The sequence below is a fragment of the Pseudomonas sp. HLS-6 TE3448 genome (assembly GCF_053629555.1).
This window is the reverse complement of the sequence record NZ_JBRJIO010000001.1, coordinates 3421184-3446189: the sequence shown is the minus strand read 5'-3', so window position 1 is coordinate 3446189 and position 25006 is coordinate 3421184. Positions and strand designations below refer to the sequence as shown.

The following is a 25006-nucleotide window of genomic DNA, read 5'->3' as shown; positions in this document are numbered from 1 at the left end:
TACCGCGAGAAAAACTTTCTCACAACGGCAGTAATTGTTAACTTACCATTAGAAAATCTTTTGCTAGGGGAGCAACATGAGTCGTCTACCACCGCTGAATGCCGTTAAAGCGTTTGAGGTTGCGGCGCGGATGGGCAGCTTCGTATTGGCAGCTGAAGAACTGGGCGTATCCGCGGCTGCAGTTAGCCAGCAAGTCAAACATCTTGAAGACTTCCTGGAGCGCAAACTTTTTGTGCGAACCGGAAACCGCATCACGCTGACAGATGCCGGGCATGCCATCTATCCGCAGACCTCCCGTGCATTGAACGACATCGCCGCCATGACAACACGTATCTTGGAGGGGGACTTGCACTCACGACGGCTGGTTGTCAGTGTTCCCTTTTCATTGGCTGAAACCTGGCTCGCACCAAAGCTCTCAACACTCCTGGAGTCTTATCCGCAATTAGCGGTTGATATCCGGGTTGAAGACGATCCGATAGACCTGATCCGTCATGACATTGACATTCGGGTCAGTTATGGCGATTACCATTACCCTGGCGTGACGGCCATACACCTGGTACGCGATGAGGTGGTTCCGGTCTGTACACCTGAATTTTGGTCGGCTCATGGTAATGACGAGTTTGACCTCTCGCAGATCCCCCAGAACTTGTTCATCCATACCCACTGGGGTGCCAGCTATGCGTCAGGCCCCACCTGGCACGATTGGTTTTCGCTGATATCCAGCAACCACTACCCCGACCCGAAGCAGGGCGTACGATGTGGCCTGTCCAGCTTGTCGGTTTCGCTGGCGCGCCTGGGCCTTGGTATTGCTCTCGGGCATAGACTTATTGCTCGAGCTGACCTGGATGCGGGGCGTTTGATCAGCTTGTCGTCGGTGTCGCTCCCACTCGGCCACCCCTATTGTGCGTTTATACCGGCCTCAAAGGTGGGCCGCAAAGACATCACTCGAATGATGGAATTGCTGGCGGATCAATAACGAAACAACGAAGGCTCAAGGGCTGGCGCAGGCGTTGCTCGGTGGTATGGAGGCCGACCGCTCAAGGCTGGAAACGCGCTAACGGTAAAACGGGCAGTGGCGCTCGCCCTGCCCGCTTTTCAGGCCACGGCAGGTTCTGCGTCCAGGCCTTTCTGCACGTACCAGGACAACGGCAGCGTCAGCAACAAGGTGGTGGCCACGATGATCACGGCGAAGGGCACCCCCGTGATATCGCCCAGATGACCAAACACCACTGGCGCCAGCGCACCGCCACCAATCGTGCCGGTGTAGAACACGGCGAAGGCCTGTTCGCGCTTGCCTGGGCCGGCCAGGTCCGGCACGGTGCCATAGAGCACCGACGACGTACCGTTCAGCACCAGCCCCAGCAGCGGCAGGGTCGCCATCAGGCCGTAAAACGGCAGGTACACCGCCAAGATGATCAGCGCAGCGGTAGAGAACTCGGTCAGCCATACGGTCTTCATCATGCCAATGCGTACGCCCAGGTAGCCGCACAGCAACTTGCCGAACGCCCCACCGACGAACAACATCATCAGCGCCAACCCTATGCCTGCCGTCCCGGCCCCTTTGGCTTGCAGCAGGAACGGCAAGAAGGTGAGGAACCCCATCCGCACCGCGCTGTCCAGCGTGCCGGTCAGGACCAGGGCACGCAACCCGCCGACAGAACCCCGCCCGGCGTTTGCCGCGAAGGCTTTACCCTGAGCCGACGCGGGCTGCGCCTGCGCCGGAATCAGCCACCACAGCAGGCCCGCAGCCATCAGGCCGAGCAGGCCCATCAGGGTGACGCTGGCGCGCCAACTGATCAGCATCAGCAGCAGGCCGACAACGCCCGGCAGCAGCGTTTTACCGATGTCCCCAGCGAAGTTGTACTGCGACAACGCTTGCTTGACGCCCCCGCCCGCCTCGTGAGTGTCCGTAATCAACGAAGACGCCAGTGGGTGTTGAGTACTCGCACCCAATCCCCCCAGCAACAGCGCCATCAACAGTAGGCTCAACCCACCAGCCTGCCCTGCCAACACATAGGCAAGCCCCGCAAGTGCGGTACCGGCCACCAACAGGCGTGCTCTCCCCCAGCGCCTCGCGGCACGGCTTGCCAATAACTGGAAACCGGCCATCATCCCCGAGTAGGCACCACGCAACAGGCCGATCTGGGCATAGCTCAAGGCAAACTGCGCCTGCCAGATCGGCAACAGCACATAGATAACGTCGGTCAGGCCATCATGGACAGCGTGGGCGCCACAACCCGCAATCAATGAGCGGCGACGCACCGTAGCGTCGGCAGATTGCACCACAGGCAAAGACGGTCCTTCGTCGTTGAGCGCATTCATCGTGTAGAAATCCCCGCGGGTTGCACGCTGATCACCTCATAGAGTCCTGGATGAAGGATACATCGCGACCAAGGGGTTTACAGCCCGTCGAGATCAACCTGCGTCACACACTCAATACGCCCCTCTCAGGGTAAGCGTAAAACTGCGCGGCTCACCATAGAAGTTGTAGATGTTGGGGGTACCGACTGAGGCGTAGTAGGTGCGGTCCAACAGGTTGTTGATGTGCAGGTCAAGGCTGTGTTGTTTGTCCAGCTGATAGCCGATACGGCCGTTGACCACGGCATAACCACTGTTCACCAGTTCGTCGCGCCAGCCACGTGAACTCTGTGTGGCACCATTGGCCAGTACCCCAAGGCCGACACTGAATCCCGCCAGGGCGCTCTGCTCGTCAAAGCGGTAGTTGCTCCACAGCTTGAGCTGGTCCTTGGGCGTCTGGATCGAGTAGGTTCGCCCCTGGTTCTCCCGGGCTTGCAGGTAGCGCGTCTCCAGGCGGGTGTAACCTGCCGACAGGTCGAGCCCAGCGGCGGGCTTGCCACTGACTTCCAGCTCCCAGCCCTCGCTCTCTACTTCGCCGGCGTTCAGGTAGTAGTTGTCGTTTGGATAAGCCGGATCGGCGTAGGCACGGTTCTCGTCGCGCAAATTGAACCAGGCCAACGACAGCCCCAGGCGCCCTTCCAGCCATTCGGTTTTGCTGCCGACTTCATACTGGCGCCCTTCACGCGGCTTGAGCACGCTGCCATCCGCCTTCAGTTGGGTCTGCGGTACGAAAATGTCGGTATAGCTGGCGTACAAGGTGATGTTCGGGTTCAACTCGTACAGCACACCGCCGTAAGGGCTGATCTGCTGATCGGCTTCAGCGCCGTCTCGCCAGTCCGAGGCATTGGATGGCGCAACGTCGCGGGTACGGCTGCTGAAGGTCGTGGTGCGAGCCCCCAGCACCAGCGTCAACGGATCGGCAAGGCTAATGTTCAGCCGCGAATAGAGACCGTACTGTTCGGTTTCACTCTCTCTGCCCGAGGTGTATGCAATCGTCGGTTCGGGCAGGTCGTCGAGCCCGTCAAAGGTTGTGCTCCCGCCCACACCACGCCCGGAGCGGCCACGGCTGTTGTACACCTCAGCGTTGGCCCCCAGCAGCAGGTTGTGGGTACGCCCCAGCAACGCGAACGGCCCGCTCAAGAACACGTCCATGCCTTCGCGGGTGTAGTTGTAGGCGCCTTGCATGCTGCTGTAGCGGAGGGTATCGGTCAGCGGTGCCAGGCCCGATGAGGCATAGGCGTACTTGTAGTTCTGGTACTGTTCCCGCCGGTTGACCGCGCCCTTGAGTACCCATTCGTTGTCGAAGCGATGTTCAAGGCTGGCCGACCACTCATGGGTGTCGTAACTCAGCCGTCCCCAGTCAGGGGCATGGAAGGTTGAGCGCGACACATCCAGCAACCTGTAGTGCCCCTTGGCATCCACCAGGTCATACGCCGGTAATCCGGACCAGGGCGCCTGCACCTGCTGCTCTTGGGTGCTGTAGGAAACGTCCAGTGTGGTCTGCGGATTCAGGTCGTAAGCAAGGGCGGCCATCCCCAACCATTTGTCACTGCTGGTTCGATCGTAGAAGTACTGGCGATCCTCGCTCGACAGCACCAGGCGACCGCGCAGGCTGCCGCTGTCATTCAACGGCCCGCTGATATCGCCCTCACGGCGGTAGGTATCCCAGGAACCGGCAGAGAGGGCCCAGTTGGCGGCGAAATGATCCAGGGGCCGTTTCTTGACCAGATTGACCACGCCGCCGGGCTCACCCGCGCCCTGCAGCAGGCCGGACGGCCCCCGGAGCACTTCGATGCGCTCGTACAGCGGCAAGTCGAACTGGTTGGACGGGGTCATGCCGTTGTAGGAAGGCACACCGTCGTACATCACGCCCAACGCATAACCACGGGACAAATACTGGTAGCTCAAGGTGTCATTGGCGATGAGGGTGACGCCGGTCACTTGCTGCATGGCGTCGGCAACACTGACCATGCCCTGGTCGTCCATCTGCTGACGCGTCACCACACTGACCGACTGAGGAACCTCTCGTGGGCTGAGCGGGGTTTTATTGAATCCACTGACGGTTTCGGCTTTATAGCCGGGCTCACGTTGGCCGACGACGGTGGTTTCCGGCAAGGCCAGTGGTTGCTCGGCAGCGTTGCTGAACACGCTGACCAAAACCAGGGACCAGCCCAGTGGCGCAGGGCCAGGACGTTGTTTTAAAACCATGAAGGTGCTCGCTCGATAATCTGGCGGCAGCCGTCCGGCATGCTCCACAAAGCCCTGATAAAGCGCTCTGGATGGCGCCAGCGACTACCCTGTCAACGGACGGCGCGACTCTAGTGCCTCAGGGCCTGCTGCTAAAACTGCGACAGCCCGCCGCACGGCTTGGCCGTGTTGGCCAGCACGCGCGGACGTCTTGCAGCCCTCACGTTTATTGACCGCTCACGGCAGCCGTGCGTAAACGAGCTGCGTCGTACTGTCGCGGGCCGGACGTCCTGCTGAGTGCCACCTGCGCAGGCAATGACGGCTCAGTGCTTGTGCTTCCAAGGGTCGGAAAAGCGCGGGTCTTTGAGCAGCGATTCGTCCGTCAGGGACTGCAGAAACGCCAGTAGATCCCCCTTTTCCTCATCGCTGAGGTCGAGCCTGGCTATCAGGCCGCTCTTGTGCGGATTGAGCCGTCCATCTCCCTGGTTGGGGCCAAAACGAATCACCCGACCGCCCGCAGAATAAAAGTCGATCACCTCCTCCAGGCTAGCGATGCTGCCATCGTGCATGTAAGGCCCGGTGACGGCTACGTTGCGCAAGCCAGGCGCACGAAAGGCGCCCATGTCCTCGGGCTTGCCGGTGCTTTCGTACAGGCCGCGGTTGGGAAAAGGGAAACCACCGGCGGTGTCGATGTTGTAGAGCCCGGTGTTGTGAAACGGCGTTTCCACCACACGGCTCCTGGCATGTACCACCTGATCGTTGAAATTGAAGCTGCCATGACAGTGATGGCATTCCGCTCGCTCACCGAAAAACAGCGTCATACCCCGCTGCTCTGCGGCGCTCAGGGTCTGCTTACCCTGCAGATAACGGTCATAGCGGCTGTCCGCCGAGACAATGCTGCGCTGGAACGCTGAAATCGCCTTGATGATCGAGGCCATGTTCAGCGGTGCTGCCTGCTCTGGAAAGGCCTGCCGGAACAGGGGCAGGTACAGCGGATCGTCACGCAGGCGCTGAAGGATCTGTGCACGATTGTTGTCATTGACACCCATCTCGATAGGGTCATCGCCAAACAGCGGTATTTCCATCTGTCGCTCCAGCGACACGATCGCAGGCGCAGCCCAATTGTAGGTGGCATTCCAGGCACTGTTGGCCAGGCTGGGCGCATTTCGGTGGGTCAACTGCCCGGCCATGCCCTCCGAGCGCGCCCGGCCATCGGTAAAGGCCCGATCGGGATGGTGGCAAGAGGCGCATGAACGGCTGCCGTCGGCAGACAACCGGGTGTCGAAGAACAACCACCGCCCCAACTCGACTTTGGCCGTCGACATCGGATTATCTGCAGGTACCCGAGGCTCCGGCACATGGGAAGGCAGGTTCCATGACCAGGTTTGCGCCATCACCGGCAGCGCTGCGCCGATGCCGACAAGTACGCCCAGACACATCGCCAGCCGGCGCGCACTCATGGCTTGGGCTGTGCCCTGAAGGCAGATAGTGCTCCTGACTCCCGCGACACACCCAGATGTTCAAGTAACGCCACGCATTCAGGATCGTCGGGGCCGCTCATGCAACCCACGGCCCCACCCTCATCACTGGACAGCTGGCTGCCTTGAAACAGGGTGGCCAGGTCCAGTGTGACCACCTGTTTACTCGGCTCAAAGCCCTTCATGCGTAATAAAACACGGTTGCCACGCGGGCAAGACACGGTCTCCCCGGTAACCGGGTTGCCCGTGCAACCGGTCGAGCCCAGGTGTAGATACCAGGTGGCGGCTTTCGAACCATCGGCCCTGGTCACCCCTCCTTCGGGATCGACCTCGATCTTGGCGAACTTGCGCCCGACCTGCCAACTCCAGCCCATGGCGGCCAGGTCCAGCGGCGGGCCTTGCAGTTCAGTGCTGGTGTGATTGAGGGCCTCTGGCACGCCCACTGTAAAGGCCAGCCCGGTGTAGTGCCCGGCAGGTAACGTGCCCACAACCGTGGTGTTGGTGCCGGGCGTACCGCCACTGCAATGGCCGGTACCGTCCTCAAAGTCGAGCAAGGCAACCTGAGCGTTTTGCCACTCATTGAGGCTTAATCGCAGCGGTACTTGCCGCCCGGTTTCATCGATCAGTGCAACGTCTTGGACATAGAAGCGTGCATCATGTAACCACACTCGTTTTTGATCGCGCCCCAAAGGCCCGAACATCGCCCCGCAGTGCACTGGCCGCCCAGCAGCCATCAGTGAAAAACCAATGGTCACGGGTTGTACATCTGCAGTTTCCGGCTTGTTGCCCGCGCAGCCTGCCAGCCACGCCAGCACGACGAAAACAACACTCAACGTTAACGAACGCATCAGGTGTGGCTCCTGGAACATAAAAAATGCCAGGGTCATTACAGCCCCCTGACATTCAGTGCCGCGGCGTACCCTGCCAAGAGCAATCAACGCGTCGTCCAGGACTCTAGCATGGGGCTGCCTTGGCGCTGACCTGCGACATCCCGCCACGGCCAGGTCATGCCAGGGCCTCCCAGGCAAGCCGCTTTATGGGCGGCTGCCAGGGATGCGGCAGCCTGTCGCACAAAGCCGACAGGCTGGCTCGCCACCGACGTGCCCGGCAAGCGCTACTCAGGGTACCGGCAACCACCTGCGAAACCCCGTGCCGCCCTTGCCCGTCAGTGGGCACCAGGCAAAGTCCCACGGCACTGGAGGGAGTTCTTCCTGCTCCACATCGGGCGCGAGCATTGGACGAGGCGCCACCTTCCAATCGAAGAGCATCTGCGGTGAGCCTTGCCAGGCCAAGACCAGCCCGCGCGCCAGGCTGTCATCGGTATTGATCCAACGCGCTGCAGCAGCACTCATGAACGACTCGATGTGCGCGTCGTTGATCCGTGCCCGGTAGCTGGAGCCGAGCAGCCAGCGACACACGCTCAGGTAATACGTCCAGTTCAGTGGCGGATGATTGCGGTACGCCCAGGTCATGAAACCACGAAAGATATTCAGACCATCCGGAGGGTCGAGCTTAAGCAGCGCCGGGCACACATCGAACAACGTGTGCCAGTACGGCAGCAGACGGGCATCCAGGTGCACGAAGCTGCGTGCGTTGCTGGGGTAGTCGGGAAACGGCAGCAGAAAATCCCCTTTTTTCCCCAGTCGGGAAGCCTTGCTGACCAATCGCGAGGCGCCTGACGGAACCGCTAGCGCTCGCATGTCAGCCTCCCCAATGGGCGATTCAAACCTTCAATACCACGCGCCATGTTGCGCTCCTTACCCTGTCACCATTAACCATGGGCACACCCGATTCGGGTGTGCAGAAAAAGCCGGTCATGCGTGACGAGCAGGAGACGCTCGGGGGTTGATCGATGGCCAGCGGGCACGGGGCGACACCCAGAACAATGGCGGTGTGAACGGCCGCGGTGACGCCGCGATAGCACCGATCAGCGCCACCGACGCTGGCGGAATGAATACGGCTTCAAGCGTTTGAGAACAGCAACAATGGAATTGGTCAGCCTTGCCCGCAGAGGATGGCTGCTGTTTGTCGAGCGCAAGCGTGACCTGCTGCACGCTGCCCACCGAGCAAAAGCTGCCCGTCAGCAACTGCTCAATGCTCAACGCACCAAAAGCACCGGCCATCGGCAGCGCCATGACCTTCAGCACAATCGCCAGAAACGCCGCGACCCAGACGTTCTGCTGACTGGCGTTACTCATACCACCCTGCATGCAACACCCTAAGGATGATGACAATCAAACACCCGCCCCACGCTGTGGCGCATGGGCGACAGCAAGGCGAATAGCGGACGAAGGCCTGCAGCGGTCACCGGCCAATAAGGCCGTCCGCTTGCGAGCGTTAAATCAGAGGGGATGCGCGAGGATTGGCCGAGGGCCAGGAATAACGCGGGGGCGCCTTGCAGCGTTGCTCACGGCCGGGGCGTTGTGTTCGCCCCAGCCGTAGCAACCAGCCGAGGCAGAACAGCATGGCGACGCCAAGGCTTAGCGCAGAGCAAATCGGACACGAAAAACTGGCGCCCCAGCCGCTGGCCGAAGGGTTGCCGAGGTCAGTGCTCGGGCTGGTGGCCTTGCCGCCGAGGGAGGCGCAGAACTGTCCACCCAAGCCATTGAGTTCCAGCCCCATCACCTGCCCGTGCCCCAAACCGCAGGCAAACACATTGAACAGAACGCTGAAGTACAGCATCCAGGCAATGAGCGAGCGGTCTGAGCGGGCGAGTTTCATGGCGGCGACTTTACCATCGAACCGCAAAAAGGCTGAAGCGCGACTTGGGTCGAACAGACTGGCCAGAAAACCATTGCCGACTATTTTCTATCACGTGCGACATCCCTGTAGGTCTTCGGCAGCTCCCCTGTCCATTGCCGGAACGCCCGAGTGAACGCGGAAGGCTCAGAAAAACCCAGCACCTGGGAAACAAGACTGATCGACATCGACGTCTGGCTCAAGTAATGGATCGCCATGTCCCGACGCACACCATCCTTGAGCCGTTGAAACTGGCTTCCCTCAGCCGCGAGTTTTCGCCTCAGTGTTCTGTCGGTGAGGTGTAACGCGAGTGCCGCATGCTGAATGGTGGCTTCAGCCAGATTCTCCGAGCGCTCCAGGTAATCCAGCACCCGCCGTGTATAGACGGGGTAGTAGGCCGGCCGAGTGAACCAGTCGAATGGCGCTCGCTTCAAATGAACCCTGAGGGCCTCGGGTGTTTGCACCAGCGGTGCCTTGAGTACCGCCGCATCGAATACCAGGCAGGTCACCGGCTGGTCGAACTTCGCCGGACAGGGAAACATCAAACGGTACTCTGTCAGGTGTTTGGGGGCCGGATGGTCAAACGCGACATGCTTCAGCGAAATCCGCTGGCCAATCAACCAGCTTGGAAAACGATGCCACAACAGCAGTAGAAAACCTCTGAGCAGGTAGTCCGGGTCTTGAGCCGGATCCTTGAGCCGCATCGAAAAAACCGCTTCATCACCGACGACATCAAGCGCCAGGTGCAAGGAGTCATTCACCACATTGTAGAAGTGGCTCAGCTTGTAATACACCGAGTGCAGGTTACGTGAATGAACGACCTGCTTGGCCATGATGGCGAACACGCCCTGCCGACAACGCTGCGCGCCCATGCCCAGAAACTCGTCATCGGCCAAACGCCAGACCGCTCGCATCAAGCGACTGAATTGATCAGGCGTGATCCGCAGATGGGCATTGTCCAGCATGCGTCGATTAAGGCCCGCCTCATTGAGCAGCACCGCCTCGTCAAGCTGAAGGCGGCGCCCGGCGTTCATGAGCATTCGGGCGAAATGAATGGAAATGGAATAGCGCTCTATACCCATCGAAGACATATCCCTGCATCACATCCGCGAAGTCTACCGCCATACCGCTGTCCGTTTATGTCTATTTTTCGACTGGTTTCGTTATTGTCGCCAGGGGCCCTTCCAATGGAAGGTAGCGACCGCCAGCAGAGGCCTGACTGATGCGGGTAAAACGCTGCCATTTCCGACAATTCCCAAGGAACCCGTCCGTGCACGTGCAAGCAGTAAACGCGGTTACAACGCCAGGGACAGCTACTCGTCCGCGCAAGAACCGCAGGCTAAACGTATTGATGTACCCGCGCCAGGCGACATCCGTTGCGCCCAGCGTGCACGCCAACGGCCTGAAGCGCGGCCGATATGCGCCCTCTGCCCTACAGAATTACCGGCTCACACTGCCCCCACTAGCGCGCCTTCATGCACTGGGCGACGGCTGTGGCCAATGCCAGCGGGCCCATGACAGTCGAGGCGAGCGCCCCATCGCACCTGGCCAATTTGGTCGATTATCGGGCGCAGCTCAACGCAAGGCCTGACGCTTCCAATACCCAATACCCAATACCCAATACCCATGACACGACCCTGACGTTTGGCCCCAGCAGCGTGAACAGCACGGTCGGCCTGACGCATCGTTTTAAAGAGGATGTCTTAATGAGTGATTACACCCATCCCTATCGCGACAGCGAGTTCGTCCTGCAGCAGCTGGTCGAATTGGAAGCCTTGTGTGCATCGGCACATCGGGATGACATCAATGATGAACTGGTGTCCGCGATTCTGGCCGAAGCCGGTCGCCTGGGCTCTGGCGTATTGGCACCGCTCAACAGGATTGGCGACACCCAGGGCGCACGTCTGGGCGAGCACGGCGTCCAGGAAACTCTCGGCTTTGCCGATGCCTATCAGCAGTTCCAGGCCGGCGGCTGGCCTTCGTTGACTGCGGCGGAAATCTGGGGCGGCCAAAACCTGCCGAATGTGATCGGCACTGCTGTCAATGAAATCTGGCACTCGGCCAACATGGCCTTCGCCCTCTGCCCGATGCTGACGCAAGGTGCAATCGAGGCCATCGCCCACCACGGCTCGCCCGCCTTGCGTGATGCCTACCTTGCCCCGCTGGTCAGTGGCGAATGGACCGGCACCATGAACCTCACCGAGCCGGATGCCGGTTCAGACCTGGCCGCAATCAAAAGCCGTGCTATCCCTCAGGGCGACCATTACCTGATCAGCGGGCAGAAAATCTTCATCACCTGGGGCGACCACCAGATGACGGAGAACATCGTCCATCTGGTACTGGCCCGGTTGCCAGATGCACCGGCCGGCGTAAAAGGCATTTCGCTGTTCGTCGTGCCTAAATTCCTGCTTGATGCCCAAGGCAAGCCAGGCGCACTCAACGATGCCCGCTGCATTGCGCTGGAGCACAAGCTGGGCATCCACGGCAGCCCGACCTGTGTCATGAGCTTTGGCGATAACGGTGGCGCCATTGGTTACCTGGTGGGAGAACCACACCAAGGGCTGGCGTGCATGTTCACCATGATGAACCACGCTCGACAAAGTGTTGGCCTACAAGGCCTGGCCATCTCCGAACGCGCCTACCAACACGCCTTGCAGTACGCCAAGGACCGCCTGCAAGGCACGCGCAAGGACGGTAGCCGCTTCTCGATCATCCACTTCCCGGATGTGCGGCGCATGCTGCTTCAGATGAAGGCGTCCATCGAGGCAATGCGAGCCCTGGCACTGGTGGCCGCCGCCGAAGTGGACCGTACCGCCTACGCACCTGACGCAGACGCGGCAAAGCTGCATCAAGGTCGCGTCGACCTGCTCACCCCCATCGTCAAGGGGTGGCTGACCGAGATGGCGCAAGAGGTGACCTCCCTCGGCGTGCAGATTCACGGTGGCATGGGCTTCATCGAAGAAACCGGCGCCGCCCAGCATTATCGTGACGCCCGTATCCTGACCATCTATGAAGGCACCACCGGCATCCAGGCACTTGACCTGGTCGGGCGCAAGACACTGCTCAACGAAGGCCAGTTGATCAGCCGCTTGCTGGACGATATCGGCGAAACCGTCGCTGTGCTGCAACGCTCGACGCACCTCGCCAATCAGGCTGCGGCACTGGAAGGCGCCTTGGGCGCTGGCCGGCAGGCCCTGCGCATTCTCCTCGACAATGCGAAAACCGACGCGCACCTGGCAGGCAGTATCAGCGTGAACTTCATGATGCTGTTCGGCTACCTCTGCGGCGGTTGGCTGATGGCTCGCTCGGCCTTGAGCGCCCAAGCCCTGCTCGACGCTGGCAGCGGCGATCCTCAGTTCCTGAAAGCCAAGCTGGTCACTGCCGACTTCTATGCCGAACAGCTACTGCCGCGCGTGCATGCCCTGCTGACCGCCATTGGCAGCGGCAGCAGAAGCATCATGGCACTGGACGACGAACAATTTTGACTGCGCGTTCATTGACTAGCCCCCAGTAACGACTGGCACTGCGAACCACTGCGGTGGCCTTTAACGGTCACCGCACGTTTGCAACACATGTTTGCCCCACAACATAGCGATACCCGCCTTGATCGTCTCGGCCTCCCCTTCTGCCCACCCCCAAGAACAATCAGGCGAGCAGCGCTTCGCAACGGCCCAGCTGAGTAAGGACGCGCGTACCCATTGGGCGTTTGATGCCCGGTAGCCCGTCCATTTCTCCCCCTATTTGAGGTTTCCCCCATGCACGCTTCGCGTATTCGACTGGCTTCCCTGCACGACAAGATCATGAGTGCGACGCAGGCAGCACGGCTCATCAAAGACGGCATGACCATCGGCATGAGTGGTTTTGGCGGTGCGGGAGACGCCAAAGCGGTTCCCTTGGCACTGATCGAGCAGGTTAAGCGCACGCCACTGAAAATCAACCTGATTACCGGCGCCAGCCTTGGCGGAGGGCTGGATGGGAAAATGGCCGAAGCCGGCCTGCTGGCACGGCGGATGCCCTTTCAGGGCGATGCGGTACTGCGCAAAGCCATCAACGAAGCGCGCGTCATGTTCATCGACCAGCACCTCTCGGAAGTGGTCGAACAGGTGCGCGATGGTTTCCTGCCCACCCCGGATATTGCGGTCGTCGAAGCGGTGGCCATCACCGAGCAAGGGCATATCGTACCTACGTCCTCCGTGGGCAACTCGGCAAGCCTGGCCCTGGCGGCCAAGCAGGTAATCGTCGAACTCAACCTGGCGAGCAATCCACATTTCGAGGGGTTGCATGACATCTACCTGCCTCAAGATCGCCCTCACCGTGGCCCGATCCCCATTCGTCACTCAAACGAGCGCATCGGTAGCCAGGCGATCGACATCGATCCGTCACGCATCGCCGCCATCGTCATCTGCAACTCGCCCGAGGCGACCGTGACCATGTTGCCGCCTGACAATGACACGCAGGCCATTGCCGACCACCTGGTGCGGTTCTTCGAGCAAGAGGTGGAAATGGGCCGTCTGCCAAGAAACCTGGCGCCGCTGCAAGTGGGCGTGGGTTCCATTGCCAATGCCGTGATGTGTGGCCTGATCAACGCGCCCTTCAACGACTTGGTGCAGTACTCCGAAGTCCTGCAGGACTCCACGTTCGACCTGCTTGACGCCGGCAAGCTGAAATTTGCCTCGGGATGCTCCATCACCCTGTCCGGCCCCTGTGGCGAGCGAGTCTTCGGCAACCTGGAAAAGTACGCTGACCGCCTGGTACTGCGCCCCCAGGAAATCTCCAACCACCCGGAAGTCATTCGACGCCTGGGGCTCATCGCAATCAACACCGCGCTGGAGTTTGATCTCTACGGCAACGTGAACTCCACTCACGTCTGCGGCACCCAAATGATGAACGGTATCGGCGGCTCCGGGGACTTTGCCCGCAACGCTCGCCTGTCGATATTCGTGACCAAGTCGATTGCCAAGGACGGGAACATTTCGCGCGTAGTGCCCATGGTCAGCCACGTCGACCACACAGAGCACGACGTGGATATTCTGGTCACTGAGCACGGCTTGGCTGACTTGAGGGGCCTCGCACCTCGAGAGCGGGCCCGGGTGATTATTGATCAATGCGTACACCCAGACTACCGCGCGGCCCTCGATGACTACTTCAGCGCCGCCTGCCTGCTGGGCGGGCATACCCCTCACGACCTCAGCCAGGCGTTGAGCTGGCATGTACGTTTGAACAAGACAGGCAGCATGCAGCAACCCAACTGACCCCCTCGCACACCGCTGCAGCGCAAACGCGCGGCACTGCAACTGAACGGCCACCCCCAGGCCGTTCGGTTCTGCGCTAAACCTCGTCACCCGCGCATCACCGCCTACGTGCTGTTCGGTCCCGAACAGCCATTCAGCACTTTGTTCTGTGCAGTGCTTCCAACCTTACCGCTCAATACAGCCAAGCCATTGTTTTAAAAGCACTTTTAAACATGGCATGGTTCTCGCCTTGTTCCTCTCACCCTAGAAATGTGTCGCCCGCTACTGACCGTTAAGTAGCCGGTCGAGCCGTACATGCCTTGAAGAGGAATACGATGAAACTTCTGCACATGCTGTTCTGCACCACGTTGTTGTTTGGCGCCAACACCTACGCCAGTGACGACGTGCCGTCATTGGCAGGCAAGCGCATCGCCATCAGCATGACCGGCACCAGCCATTACTTCGACGTGAAGGCGTTCCAGGCTCAGGTCGACGAGGTAAAACGCCTGGGCGGTACTCCCATTACGCTGGATGCCGGCCGAAACGACAAAAACCTGGTCACGCAACTGCAAACCGTGGTCACCCAAAAACCTGATGCCGTTATCCAGACGCTGGGTACGCTCAGCGTGATCGACCCCTGGCTCAAGCGCATCAAGGCTGCCGGCATTCCGCTGTTCACCATCGATGCGCCCTCGCAGTACAGCATCAACAACACCACCTCGGACAACTACGCAGCGGGCCGTTTGTTGGCGGAGCAACTGGTCAAGGATACCGATGGCAAGGGCAACATCCTGGTGTTCAACGGTTTCTATGGCGTGCCCGTGTGCCGCATTCGCTATGACGAACTGATCAAGGCGCTGGCCGACCATCCTGATCTGAAGGTCATTCAGCCCGAGCTGCGTGACGTCATCCCCAACACCGTGCAAGACGCCCGCTCGCAGGTCGCAGCGTTGCTCAACAAGTACCCCAAAGGTGAAATCGCGGCCATCTGGTCGGCCTGGGACATCCCGCAACTGGGCGCCAGCCAGGCGCTGATTGACGCCGGGCGCACCGAGATCAAGACCTACGGTGTCGATGGCACACCGGAAGTGCTCGACCTGATACAGCGAGACGATTCGCCCATTGGCGCCGTTGTGGCCCAGCAACCCGTCTTGATCGGAAAAACCGCAGTACAGAATGTCGCGCGTTACCTGGCCGGGCAAAAAGACCTGCCCAAGGAAACCCACGTTTCCACCCTGCTGACCACTGCAAACAACCTGGATGAAATGCAACAACTGCGAGGTGACCAATGAGCCAGAAAAGTGATTTCGATATCGGCCGACGCGCCCTGCTGGGTGCTGGCGTTACCCTGGCTGCCGGCCTTGGTCTTTCTTCCCTGGCCCGAGCAGCCAGCCCGAGTGGCGACGCCAGCGGCGATACACCGGTACCTTCACTGGCGGGCAAACGCATCGCCATCAGCACCGTGGGCACCAGCATCTACTTCGATAGCCGTGCGTTCGCCGCGCAGGTCGAAGAAGTAAAAAGGTTGGGCGGAACGCCCATCACCCTGGACGCGGGGCGCAACGACAAGGCCATGGTCACCCAGCTTCAGAACCTGGTCACCCAGAAGCCTGATGCGGTGATCCACACGCTGGGCACCTTGAGCATCATCGACCCCTGGTTCAAGCGTATTGCGGCGGCCGGCATTCCGCTGTTCACCATCGAGGTGCCGTCGCAGTACGCCATCAATACCATCTCGGCGGACAACTGGAGCACCGGCCTGATCCTGGCCAAGAAGCTGGTGGCGGACCTGCGCGGCAAGGGACGCGTGCTGGTGTTCAATGGCTTTTATGGGGTGCCAAGCTGCGGTATTCGTTACGACCAGTTGAAGCTCGTGACCAAGTTCTACCCACAAATCGAGTTCCTCGAGCCGGAGCTGCGTGATGTCATCCCCAACACCGTGCAGGACGCCCGCAGTCAAGTCGCCGCGCTGCTGAACAAATACCCCAAGGGCGAGATCGATGCGATCTGGACGGCCTGGGATTTGCCGCAGTTGGGTGCCAGCCAGGCGCTGATCGACGCAGGGCGCACCGAGATCAGGACCTACGGCGTCGACGGCACACCGGAAGTACTGGACCTGCTTAAACAACCCAATACGCCGGTCGCCGCCGTGGTTTCGCAACAACCGGCACTGATCGGACGCCTGGCGGTGCACAACGTCGCCCGTTACCTGGCAGGTGAACACGACCTGCCCAAGGAAACCTTCGTCGAGACACTGTTGACCACAGCGGACAACGTCGATGACGTTCGCCGCCTCAGGGGTGATGCTTGAACAACATCCCTGCCCTGGAGCTTCGCAACCTGACCAAGCAGTTCGGCGTCACGCGGGCGCTGGACGATGCCAGCCTGCGCGTCCAGCGTGGCAGCGTGCATGGCCTGGTCGGTGAGAACGGTGCTGGAAAGTCGACCCTGATCAAGGTGCTTGCCGGCATTCATCGCCCGGATGCCGGCAGCCTGTGGGTGGACGGTCAGCAATACACTCACTTCACGCCGCGTCAGGTGGCACGTCTCGGCATTCAGTTCATTCACCAGGAGCGACTGCTGCCCGCCAGTTTCACGGTGAGCGAGGCGCTGTTCTTCGGCCAGGAAATACACCGCGGCCCTTTCGTCGATCGCCGTGCGCAACAGCGGGAAGCCGAACGCCTGCTTGACGCGTATTTCGACCTGAAATTGCCGCCGGATGCATTGATCGGTGAGCTGAGCAGTGCCGAGCAACAGGTGGTGCAGATTACCCGCGCGCTGATCGCCAAACCCAAGGTGCTGGTATTCGATGAGCCCAGCGTAGCGCTGGTGCAACGCGAGGTTGAGCAATTGCTGCGCATCGTCAAGCGATTGCGTGATCAGGGCTTGGCGATCATCTACATCTCTCACTACCTGCAAGAGATCGAACACCTGTGTGACCGGGTGACCGTATTGCGCAATGGGCGTGATGTCGCCGAGGTCGATCCGCGCAGCACGTCGCTGGCAGAAATTACGCGCCTGATGGTCAACCGCGAAGTGGCCGAGATGTACCCCAAGCAGCCCGTCGCATTGGGCGAGCCGCTTCTGCAGGTGAGCGGCCTGGAGAAGCGGCATGCCTATCGCGATATCGACCTGCTGGTGCGCCGTGGCGAAATCGTCGGCCTCACCGGGCTGGTGGGCTCCGGCGCCAAGGAGCTGCTGAAAAGCCTGTTCGGTCTGGATCCGGCGCAACAGGGCGAGATTCGCCTGAACGGGCAACGCGTCGAGTTGAACAGTACGCATCAGGCCGTGCGTGAAGGTATTGCCCTGTTGCCGGAAGAGCGCCGCCGGCAAGGGGTGGCGCTGGACCTGTCCGTTCAGGAGAACAGCACCCTGGCCAGCCTCTCACGCTTCACCCGGTTTGGGCTGCTCTCGGAACGCCGCGAGCAGAAGGAAACCCAAGCCCTGATCGAACATCTGCTGATCAAGACCTCCGGGCCGCAGGCCAGGGTGCGCCAGCTCAGCGGTGGCAATCAGCAGAAGGTGGCACTGGCCAAGTGGCTGAGCCGGCAGTCGACCCTCTACCTGCTGGACGAGCCCAGCGTCGGTATCGACATCGGCGCCAAAGTGGAGATCTACCGTCTGATCGGAAAGCTGGTGGAGCAAGGCGCCGGTGTCTTGCTGCTTTCGTCCGATCTGCCCGAGCTGCTGGGCCTGTGCGACCGCCTCTATGTCATGCATCGAGGGGTCATCGTTGCACAACGCAAGGCCGCCGAGCTCGACAGCGACACGCTACTGGCGCTTGCGTCCGGCACACATCATCAACAGGAACCCGACTATGTCCACTGATCTCTCCCTGGCCAGCGTGTCGGTCCCACGACTCTCGAACCGCTGGCAATTGAAACTGCTGCGCCATGGCGCTTCGCTGGCGTTCCTGGCGATCTTGCTGGTATTTGCCAGTACAGCGCAAAACTTCCTTTCACCCACCAACCTCTCGAATGTCTTCGCGCAGTCTGCAATCCTCGGCCTACTCGCTTTCGGGCTGACCATCGTGATCATCGGTGGCGGCTCCAACGTGGTATCTGGCGGCCTTGACCTGTCGCTGGCGGCCAATCTCGGGCTGTCGGCCGCCGTCTATGCCACGCTGAACAATGCGGGCGTCAGTGCGGCCAGCAGCATCGCCCTGACCTTGGCATGTGGCCTGGCCATCGGCGCGCTGAACGGCCTGGTGGTGGTCGGCCTGCGCCTGCCGCCACTGCTGGCGACGCTGGCCAGCATGAACCTGATTGCCGGCCTGGAGCTGGTACTGACGGAAAATACCGTGCTACCAACCGAGTCAGCGCTACTGGAGCTGCTCAGTTTTGGTCATTGGCTGGGGCAGCCGGCATTGGCCTGGGTGTTCCTCATGGCCGCGCTGCTGTTGACGCTGCTGATCCAGTTCAGTCGTTACAGCCTGCGCCTGTATGCCGTTGGCGAGTACCCGGAAGCAGCAACTGCAGCAGGCCTGCCTGTGGCGACCTATCAGTTCTCCAGCTACCTGCTCAGTGGTCTGTGCGGGAGCCTGGCGTCGTTTTGTTCGGCCGCCTGGTTCAGTGGCAGCACCACCGGCTCTGGGGAGATGCTGCTGTCGGTTGTGGCCATCGCCTTTCTAGGCAGCGTGTTCTCCCGCCGCCTGCGCCCGAGCATCAGCGGCACATTGCTGGCCACGTTGCTGGTGGGTTTCCTGGTCAATGGTTTCCAGCTGCTGAACATCTCCAGCTTCTGGGTCAACGGTGTTCAGGGTGTATTGATTCTGCTGGTCGTCGCCAGTTCAAGCCTGCTGCGTGGGAGGTCGTGACATGAACCAATCAACCACAGTGCTACCCAGCACCGCCTCGGTATCAATCAGTCGTCAATGGCTGCGCCTGGTCTTGCCCGTCTTGTTCCTGGTGCTGCTGGTATTTTTCGCGGTCAATGCACCCGGTTTTCTCAGTGTGGGCAACCTCAGCAGTGTATTGCTCAACAACTTCGCCCTCCTGGCCATCGTCGCCATCGGCATGACGCTGGCAATCAGCGCTGGCGGTATCGACCTTTCGGTGAGCGTAGCGTTGGATCTGGCTGCACTGACGTTCGTCGTATCGCTCAATGCCGGCTTTGGGCTGCTGCCGGCAATCGTGTCCGCGATACTGGTGGGCGGCCTGACCGGCATGTTCAACGCAGTGTTGATCAGCGGGTTGCGTATTTCGCCATTCCTGGCGACACTCGGTACGCTATTTATCGGCACCAGCGTGCAGCAGTTGCTCTCAGACGGCGGCCAGCCGATCTACCTGGCTGCACAGGCACGCCCTGCCCTGGCCAGCATCGTCGTGCTCGGCATTCCGCTGCCGCTACTGATCGTTGCGATTTTGGCGGCGGGTTACGGTGTAGCGCTCGCCAAAGGCCGCTTCGGCCGTCAGGTGCTGGCCATCGGCGAACAACCGGAGGTCGCGCGCTACAGCGGTGTGCCGGTGCAGCGCATCACCGCCCGGGTGTTCATCGCGTGCGCCCTGGCCTGCTCAGTCGCGGGTATTTTGCTGAGCAGCACAGTGAATGCCTACGTACCGATGTCGGGTAACGCCTTTCTGATCAATGCCATCGGCGCCGTATTTATCGGCACCACCCTCAACCGCCATGGGCGGGCCAACGTACCGGGTACGCTGCTGGGCGTCCTCTTCCTGAACATCACCGCCAATGGCCTGCTGCTGATCGGCTGGAACTTCTACTGGCAACAGGTGGCCACGGGCGCACTGATTCTGCTGGTGCTGTCGTTCAGCTACCTTGGTCGCCGCGTATTCAAGGACCCGTCCTGACCAACGATACAGGCACCGCATGCTCACTGACACCCCGCCGACGCCATCGCAGGCAAGCCTGCAACAGGGAATGTGGGCATGCCGCTTCCTTAAATGAACGGCATTACTTACTCTGTCCACGCTTTGTGGTTTCACCCGCCGGTGAAGCAATAGGGAAGCAGGTGCACCTTTCGGTTATTCCTGCGCTGCCCCCGCAACTGTAATAGGTTAGCTCTTTCGCAAACGCCACTGGCCAATTCAGCCGGGAAGGCGCGAGAGGGTGTTGAGCCTTGAGCCAGGAGACCTGCCACAAGTACCGCCAATGCTATTGGCAGTTCCTGAACTCGCATCCCTCGGAGGGAGAACCGATGCATATTGAACCTGGCGTGCTCAACGCCGCTAAAGTGCTGTACGCAAACGCTGCCGCCATTGCCACGCTTGCGGCGTTTTCACACAAGCTGCTACGCCCCGACAACCTGATCAAAACCGTGCTGGCTGCGGCATTTTTCTCGGTGTTCATGGAAGTGTTCCATTTACCAATCGGGGCATCAGAGCTGCATTTTGTAGGCGCTTCCGCGGTTTACATCATCTTTGGGTTTGTTCCCACGCTGTTTGGCTTTGCCATCGGCCTGTTGCTGCAAGGCCTGTTGTTTGAACCGCAGGATCTGCTGCATCTGGGGGTCAATGCATTGTCGCTGATGCTGCCACTGATCGTGGCTCATGGCTTGCTGGGTAGGCACTTCTTTGACATCGGTGGGCGGCGTGTTCGCTGGACCGAGGTGGTCAAGTTCGATGCGGTGTATTACACCGGCGTAGTGGCGATGGTGGGCTTCTGGTTGTCCATGGGCGAAGAGCCGACACCTTTGCGTAACTGGGCGATGTTCGCAGCGTCCTACCTGCCGTTGGTGCTGTGTGAACCGCTGTTCACCTGCCTGGTGGCCCGCAAGCTCAAGCGTTACGCCAGCAACGCCTTTGTTGCCCGATTCACCTGCGTTAACACGCTCAAAGTAGCGTAATCAATGACACACCTGCCATGCCGATCCCTCGGGATGGCAGGTGTGTTTTGCTCAGGTCAGTGCCACACCATTGAGGTAGTGGTCGCCCAAGCGACGGCGCAGTTGCGACAACGGTACGGCATCGCCCTCAATTGACGGGCGCGGCGTTTGCCTTCCGGTCAGTTCGACCTGCAGTTCACTCGCCCGTTGTGCCGCTTCTGCGGCAGCCAAGCGTGCGCTGGCGGCCTCGACCGACGAGCGCCCGGCCTGCGCCAGCAACGCATCGGCGGCAGCAATACGCACCTCCAGGTCACCAATACTTGCGATGGTCAGGGTATCGTCCTTCAACGGGCTCCCTTGCAAGTGTTCGACCAGCGCACGTTGAACATTTTGCGCGAACCCCAGGTCGGCCAGTGTATGAGCATGAGACATAAGCAGGTCCTCAGTTCCAGGAATGACGTTGTGGATTGACGCCGTTCAGGCGCTGGTTGCCGATCAGGTGGTATTTCCAGCGCACCGGATCGTGCAGCGTATGCGTGCGCGCGTTACGCCAGAAACGGTCCAGCCCCTGGCTGGCAGACACACTGCGCGTGCCTCCCAGTTCCAGCAGCCGGGTCGACGCCAACAGGGCGATCTCGGTAGACAGGACTTTGGCCTGGCCGACAACCACCGAGGCGTGGGCGACGCTTGCTTCGGTAGGCTCCGCAAGCGCAAGGTCCACGGCCTGGGCGGACGCCCGGAGGATCGCTTCGGCAGCGTGCAGGCGCCAGGCCAGGTCGCCAATCGCAGCCTGGCTCAATGGGTCCTGCCAACCGTGCTGCAAACCACTGTCGACCCACGGACGCGCCTCTCGCGCCACGCGCAGGGTTTCGGCAAACGCGCCTCGGGCAATACCGGTGTCCACCGCAGCCTGAATGATCTGCGACACCGGCCCATCGGCGGTGGGTCGGTCATAGGCTTTCCAGGCCGGAATCACGGCGCTGAGCGGCACGCGTACGCGGTCGATCACTGCTTTGCCACTGGCGGTGGTGCGCTGCCCAAAGCCATCCCAGTTATCGACAATGCTCAGCCCTTGCGCGTCCCGTGGCACAAACGCAATGAACGGCCGGTTCTGCTCATCCACCGCCGCCGTCGGGACAATGTGAGCGAACAGCGCGCCGGTGCAGTAGAACTTCTCGCCCTCCAGCACCGCGGTGTCGCCCTCAAAGTGAATGCGTGTTTCGAATGCAGTGACGGTTTTGCTCTTGGCTTCGGAGAAGGCATTGCCGAACCGATAGCCGGCAAGCACCTTGGCAAAATAGTGATGTTGCTGTGCCTTGCTCCCGGTCAACAGCAGGTTGTTGATGACACCGTAGTGATTCTGCGGCAACTGCCCCAGCGAGGAGTCCGCCGCTGAAACGGTTGCCACGACCTCGGTCAGCGTGGCGTAGGACACGCCAGCACCACCCTGGGCCTTGGGAACGGTAATGGCCCACAGGCCACTCTCGGAAAAGCGGTCCAGCTCCGCCCAAGGCAGACGTCGCTCGCGATCACGCGCAACGGCTTCTTGGGCAAAATCCTGGGCCAGGCGCTGGGCCACCTCAATGGCTTCGGCATCACTACGAATAATATGGGCCGGACGCCGAGGCGCTGAAACGGCCTGCTCGGGTAGGCGGGTATGCAGTCTATCGGTCATGCGTGACTACTCCATGCGGTACAGGTAAGAAAGGGCTACAGCACAGGCTTACAAGCGGAAATCCAGCGGGTACTCGACGATGAAACGCACTTCGTCAACGTTGGACTCGGCCACGTGATCGCCGCCGACACGGTGCGTGGCCTGCATCAGGTTGAATGAGAGGTCCTTGGCCGGCCCGCTCTGCACCACATACTTGATCCAGACGTTGCGCTCCCAGTGGCTGCCATCCTTGATGCCGCTGTAGTAGCTGTAGGCCCCCCCGGCGCGGCTGCCATCAATGTCGGTACCGCGCACGTAACGCGTGGTCAGGGTGAGGCCGGGCACACCGAGGCCAACGAAGTTGTAGTCATAACGCGCCTCCCAGGCACGTTCGTTGGGGTTGTTGAAGTCCGATATCTGGGATGCGGCATCCAGCTCAAGGTCGTAGGTGTTCCAGACATAGTCGAACGGCGTGTCACCGTCGATCCGCGTGTAGCTCAACTTGAAGGCATGGGCGCCATAACCCAGCCCGGCATGGGCGCTCCAGGAGTCGTTGTCGATCTTGCCGGCCAACGCCTTGCCGCTGTCGCGGGTGCGGTAGTAGTTCAGGCCGGTGTTGACGCTCAGGGCCTCGTTGATCGGCTGCACAAAATCGAAGCGGGCAAATGACTGGTTCCAGATGTCGTCAAGTCGGCTGGTGTGCAACTTGAAGCTCAGTTGGTCGTTGAACACATAGTCACCGCCCAGGTAGATCACATCGTTGGCGCCCTTGAAGCGCCCCGCGTACACCGTGCCGAGGTCGCCACGGTGGTTGCTGGCGTTGCGATCGCTGCTCGATTCAAGCTTGCCGCCCTGCAGGGTCAGGCCCTCCACGGAGGTGTTTCGAAACACCAGGCCGCGCAAGGTCTGGGGCAACAGGCGGATATCGCTGGCATAGAGTACCGGGCTGGTCGGGCGCACATCGCCGTAGCGCACTTCGGTGTCGAAGGCACGCACCTTCAGCGCCGCGCCGACCTTGCTGTACTCATCCTTGGGTTCGCCATCGAAGTTGGCGCCAGAGCGCGAAACGATGCCAGGCACCCCCACACCGTTGCCGACCACACCATTACCGCCATCGAGCTTGAGGCCCAATACGCCCTGCACATCCAGGCCAAAGCCGACCGTGCCCTGAGTGAAACCGGATTGCACATCGGCAATCACACCGTGCCCCCATTCGCGGTGCTGGCTCTGCCGTTCACCGGTATTGGGGTTGCGGGCGAAATCGCCGTTGCGGTAGTCCTGGCTGAAGAAGTAGTTGCGATTGAGCACATGTACCTGCGTGCCCTCAAGGAAGCCTTCGCTTTCTTCGCTGGCGGCAAAGGCCGGGCTGGCCAGGGCAAGGGTCAATGAAAGGGCTGTTCGATGGTTGTTTCCAAAACGCATGGCAAGGTCCTAGTAGTTGCGTATGTAACGCCCGTGCAGGCGCTGTTTACTCAACTATTTCAACAACCATGCCAATTAATTAATCGTTATATATCAACAACTTAAAATACAAACCTGAGAAACGGGAATTTTACCAACGGGCAAACTGACCGATCAGTGTTGCGTGCCACACAGCACATTCGAAGGTCGACACCCGAACACCGTCAGGCACAGTCGAACGCCATCCACCGCAGGCGAATTCGCAGGCGGACAGTCATGTTCTATGCGGGCTGGAAAAGGAGAGATCAGGTGCGGGGGTACGGTAGAAAACCGCACCGATGGGCGCACAGGCACCCATCGGAAGAGGAGGAAAACGAGTGCGTGGCGTGCCTCAGTCGGCCTTGCCACCGAGGTAGAAATGCTGGATGTCTTCGCGGGCGGCCAACTCACTGGCCGCGCCCTCACCCACCACCCGGCCGTTCTCCAGAATGTAGGCATAACTGGCGTGACGCAGCGCAACATTGATGTTCTGTTCGGCCACCAGAAAGCTCACGCCTTCCTGAGCATTGAGCTGAGCAACGATGTCGAAAATTTCCTCGACGATGATCGGTGCCAGGCCCATGGACGGCTCATCAAGCAACACCAGAGAGGGCCGGGTCATCAGCGCACGCCCAATGGCCAGCATCTGCTGTTCGCCGCCTGAGGTCAGCCCCGCCTGGGTCTTGCGCTTGGTCTTCAACCGCGGAAACCAGGTGTAGATCCGCTCCAGGTCCTGCTCCAGCTCACGCCTGGAGGGGTTGCGCAAAAAGCCGCCACTGCGCAGGTTTTCCTCGATGGTGAGATGGGCAAACACATGACGCCCTTCCAGCACATGGACAATGCCCTGGCGTGCCAGCACGTTGGCCGCGACCCCGGCGGTGTCCTGCCCGCGAAAGTGGATCTGGCCGCGGGTAACCCGCGCGCGATCGGCCTGGACCAGGCCGGAGATAGCCTTGAGCGTGGTGCTTTTACCTGCACCGTTGGCCCCCAGCAGGGCGACAATACCGCCCTCCTCGATCCGCAGAGAAACGCCGACAACCGCGAGGATGGCGCCGTCATAGACCACTTCGATGTCCTCGACGGCGAGCAGCTCGGCACGCTCGACATCAGGACGGGTTACTGTATTCATCTATACGCA

At 60.6% G+C, this 25006-nt stretch carries 21 protein-coding genes and 1 riboswitch; of the genes, 9 read left to right on the top strand and 12 right to left on the bottom strand.

Annotation, left to right across the window (positions count from 1 at the left end; all coding sequences use genetic code 11):
* The first annotated feature begins 76 nt into the window (after positions 1-76).
* On the top strand, positions 77-976 hold the full coding sequence (locus tag AB7M23_RS15940) for a LysR substrate-binding domain-containing protein (protein WP_454241297.1): 900 nt from the start codon (positions 77-79) through the stop codon (positions 974-976).
* Between the two features lie 119 nt (positions 977-1095).
* Here AB7M23_RS15940 and AB7M23_RS15935 read toward each other — a convergent pair whose 3' ends face one another.
* The 8 genes from AB7M23_RS15935 to AB7M23_RS15900 all read right to left on the bottom strand — a co-directional run bounded on the left by AB7M23_RS15935 (position 1096) and on the right by AB7M23_RS15900 (position 9844).
* A complete protein-coding gene (locus AB7M23_RS15935; RefSeq protein WP_454241296.1) occupies positions 1096-2322 on the bottom strand; it encodes an MFS transporter in 1227 nt (408 codons plus the stop codon).
* A 111-nt stretch (positions 2323-2433) separates the two neighbouring features.
* Entirely contained in the window at positions 2434-4566 is a 2133-nt protein-coding gene (locus tag AB7M23_RS15930; protein ID WP_454241295.1) for a TonB-dependent siderophore receptor, read from the bottom strand.
* A gap of 302 nt (positions 4567-4868) precedes the next feature.
* Complete coding sequence (locus tag AB7M23_RS15925) at positions 4869-6005, bottom strand: MbnH family di-heme enzyme (protein ID WP_454241294.1); 1137 nt, start codon at positions 6003-6005, stop codon at positions 4869-4871.
* Positions 6002-6871: an MbnP family copper-binding protein gene (locus AB7M23_RS15920; RefSeq protein WP_454241293.1), complete on the bottom strand. Its 870-nt coding sequence runs from the start codon at positions 6869-6871 to the stop codon at positions 6002-6004. Before AB7M23_RS15920 ends, AB7M23_RS15925 begins: the two co-directional genes overlap by 4 nt.
* Positions 6872-7141: 270 nt before the next feature.
* Positions 7142-7723 carry a putative natural product biosynthesis protein gene (locus AB7M23_RS15915; protein WP_102052030.1) on the bottom strand — a complete coding sequence of 194 codons (582 nt, stop codon included), beginning with the start codon at positions 7721-7723 and terminating at the stop codon, positions 7142-7144.
* A 114-nt stretch (positions 7724-7837) separates the two neighbouring features.
* Entirely contained in the window at positions 7838-8221 is a 384-nt protein-coding gene (locus AB7M23_RS15910; RefSeq protein ID WP_454241292.1) for a DUF2946 family protein, read from the bottom strand.
* Between the two features lie 139 nt (positions 8222-8360).
* Positions 8361-8744 carry a DUF2946 domain-containing protein gene (locus AB7M23_RS15905; RefSeq protein WP_454241291.1) on the bottom strand — a complete coding sequence of 128 codons (384 nt, stop codon included), beginning with the start codon at positions 8742-8744 and terminating at the stop codon, positions 8361-8363.
* Between the two features lie 80 nt (positions 8745-8824).
* Positions 8825-9844, bottom strand: coding sequence for an AraC family transcriptional regulator (locus AB7M23_RS15900; RefSeq protein ID WP_454241290.1), 1020 nt, complete (start codon positions 9842-9844; stop codon positions 8825-8827).
* Between the two features lie 624 nt (positions 9845-10468).
* Between AB7M23_RS15900 and AB7M23_RS15895 the strand changes: the two genes are divergently transcribed.
* From AB7M23_RS15895 to AB7M23_RS15860, 8 genes are all read left to right on the top strand, one after another.
* Positions 10469-12247 carry an acyl-CoA dehydrogenase gene (locus tag AB7M23_RS15895; protein ID WP_454241289.1) on the top strand — a complete coding sequence of 593 codons (1779 nt, stop codon included), beginning with the start codon at positions 10469-10471 and terminating at the stop codon, positions 12245-12247.
* Between the two features lie 270 nt (positions 12248-12517).
* Positions 12518-14014 carry a succinate CoA transferase gene (locus tag AB7M23_RS15890; protein ID WP_454241288.1) on the top strand — a complete coding sequence of 499 codons (1497 nt, stop codon included), beginning with the start codon at positions 12518-12520 and terminating at the stop codon, positions 14012-14014.
* A gap of 314 nt (positions 14015-14328) precedes the next feature.
* Positions 14329-15285 carry a sugar ABC transporter substrate-binding protein gene (locus tag AB7M23_RS15885; RefSeq protein WP_454241287.1) on the top strand — a complete coding sequence of 319 codons (957 nt, stop codon included), beginning with the start codon at positions 14329-14331 and terminating at the stop codon, positions 15283-15285.
* Entirely contained in the window at positions 15282-16304 is a 1023-nt protein-coding gene (locus tag AB7M23_RS15880) for a sugar ABC transporter substrate-binding protein (RefSeq protein WP_454241286.1), read from the top strand. Before AB7M23_RS15885 ends, AB7M23_RS15880 begins: the two co-directional genes overlap by 4 nt.
* 5 nt (positions 16305-16309) lie before the next feature.
* Positions 16310-17821: a sugar ABC transporter ATP-binding protein gene (locus AB7M23_RS15875; protein ID WP_454242185.1), complete on the top strand. Its 1512-nt coding sequence runs from the start codon at positions 16310-16312 to the stop codon at positions 17819-17821.
* Complete coding sequence (locus AB7M23_RS15870; protein ID WP_454241285.1) at positions 17811-18809, top strand: ABC transporter permease; 999 nt, start codon at positions 17811-17813, stop codon at positions 18807-18809. Before AB7M23_RS15875 ends, AB7M23_RS15870 begins: the two co-directional genes overlap by 11 nt.
* Position 18810: 1 nt before the next feature.
* Complete coding sequence (locus AB7M23_RS15865; RefSeq protein WP_454241284.1) at positions 18811-19800, top strand: ABC transporter permease; 990 nt, start codon at positions 18811-18813, stop codon at positions 19798-19800.
* Positions 19801-19909: 109 nt separating this feature from the next.
* Positions 19910-20105: riboswitch (cobalamin riboswitch) on the top strand.
* A 42-nt stretch (positions 20106-20147) separates the two neighbouring features.
* Entirely contained in the window at positions 20148-20795 is a 648-nt protein-coding gene (locus AB7M23_RS15860; RefSeq protein ID WP_454241283.1) for an energy-coupling factor ABC transporter permease, read from the top strand.
* A gap of 51 nt (positions 20796-20846) precedes the next feature.
* Here AB7M23_RS15860 and AB7M23_RS15855 read toward each other — a convergent pair whose 3' ends face one another.
* The 4 genes from AB7M23_RS15855 to AB7M23_RS15840 form a co-directional block, all read right to left on the bottom strand.
* Positions 20847-21206 carry a hypothetical protein gene (locus AB7M23_RS15855; protein WP_454241282.1) on the bottom strand — a complete coding sequence of 120 codons (360 nt, stop codon included), beginning with the start codon at positions 21204-21206 and terminating at the stop codon, positions 20847-20849.
* Between the two features lie 10 nt (positions 21207-21216).
* A complete protein-coding gene (locus AB7M23_RS15850) occupies positions 21217-22449 on the bottom strand; it encodes an SfnB family sulfur acquisition oxidoreductase (protein ID WP_454241281.1) in 1233 nt (410 codons plus the stop codon).
* 48 nt (positions 22450-22497) lie between these two features.
* Complete coding sequence (locus AB7M23_RS15845) at positions 22498-23850, bottom strand: OprD family porin (protein WP_454241280.1); 1353 nt, start codon at positions 23848-23850, stop codon at positions 22498-22500.
* 370 nt (positions 23851-24220) lie between these two features.
* Positions 24221-24997 (bottom strand): ABC transporter ATP-binding protein, encoded by a 777-nt coding sequence (locus AB7M23_RS15840; RefSeq protein ID WP_099774285.1) that lies wholly within the window; start codon positions 24995-24997, stop codon positions 24221-24223.
* Positions 24998-25006: the final 9 nt, after the last annotated feature.

Coding starts and splice junctions, on each gene's coding strand:
- AB7M23_RS15885 (WP_454241287.1), top strand. CDS start 14,329: ATGAAACTTCTGCACATGCTGTTCTGCACCACGTTGTTGTTTGGCGCC.
- AB7M23_RS15890 (WP_454241288.1), top strand. CDS start 12,518: ATGCACGCTTCGCGTATTCGACTGGCTTCCCTGCACGACAAGATCATG.
- AB7M23_RS15860 (WP_454241283.1), top strand. CDS start 20,148: ATGCATATTGAACCTGGCGTGCTCAACGCCGCTAAAGTGCTGTACGCA.
- AB7M23_RS15930 (WP_454241295.1), bottom strand. CDS start 4,566: ATGGTTTTAAAACAACGTCCTGGCCCTGCGCCACTGGGCTGGTCCCTG.
- AB7M23_RS15905 (WP_454241291.1), bottom strand. CDS start 8,744: ATGAAACTCGCCCGCTCAGACCGCTCGCTCATTGCCTGGATGCTGTAC.
- AB7M23_RS15915 (WP_102052030.1), bottom strand. CDS start 7,723: ATGCGAGCGCTAGCGGTTCCGTCAGGCGCCTCGCGATTGGTCAGCAAG.
- AB7M23_RS15910 (WP_454241292.1), bottom strand. CDS start 8,221: ATGAGTAACGCCAGTCAGCAGAACGTCTGGGTCGCGGCGTTTCTGGCG.
- AB7M23_RS15880 (WP_454241286.1), top strand. CDS start 15,282: ATGAGCCAGAAAAGTGATTTCGATATCGGCCGACGCGCCCTGCTGGGT.
- AB7M23_RS15920 (WP_454241293.1), bottom strand. CDS start 6,871: ATGCGTTCGTTAACGTTGAGTGTTGTTTTCGTCGTGCTGGCGTGGCTG.
- AB7M23_RS15855 (WP_454241282.1), bottom strand. CDS start 21,206: ATGTCTCATGCTCATACACTGGCCGACCTGGGGTTCGCGCAAAATGTT.
- AB7M23_RS15940 (WP_454241297.1), top strand. CDS start 77: ATGAGTCGTCTACCACCGCTGAATGCCGTTAAAGCGTTTGAGGTTGCG.
- AB7M23_RS15840 (WP_099774285.1), bottom strand. CDS start 24,997: ATGAATACAGTAACCCGTCCTGATGTCGAGCGTGCCGAGCTGCTCGCC.
- AB7M23_RS15865 (WP_454241284.1), top strand. CDS start 18,811: ATGAACCAATCAACCACAGTGCTACCCAGCACCGCCTCGGTATCAATC.
- AB7M23_RS15845 (WP_454241280.1), bottom strand. CDS start 23,850: ATGCGTTTTGGAAACAACCATCGAACAGCCCTTTCATTGACCCTTGCC.
- AB7M23_RS15925 (WP_454241294.1), bottom strand. CDS start 6,005: ATGAGTGCGCGCCGGCTGGCGATGTGTCTGGGCGTACTTGTCGGCATC.
- AB7M23_RS15900 (WP_454241290.1), bottom strand. CDS start 9,844: ATGGGTATAGAGCGCTATTCCATTTCCATTCATTTCGCCCGAATGCTC.
- AB7M23_RS15870 (WP_454241285.1), top strand. CDS start 17,811: ATGTCCACTGATCTCTCCCTGGCCAGCGTGTCGGTCCCACGACTCTCG.
- AB7M23_RS15895 (WP_454241289.1), top strand. CDS start 10,469: ATGAGTGATTACACCCATCCCTATCGCGACAGCGAGTTCGTCCTGCAG.
- AB7M23_RS15935 (WP_454241296.1), bottom strand. CDS start 2,322: ATGAATGCGCTCAACGACGAAGGACCGTCTTTGCCTGTGGTGCAATCT.
- AB7M23_RS15850 (WP_454241281.1), bottom strand. CDS start 22,449: ATGACCGATAGACTGCATACCCGCCTACCCGAGCAGGCCGTTTCAGCG.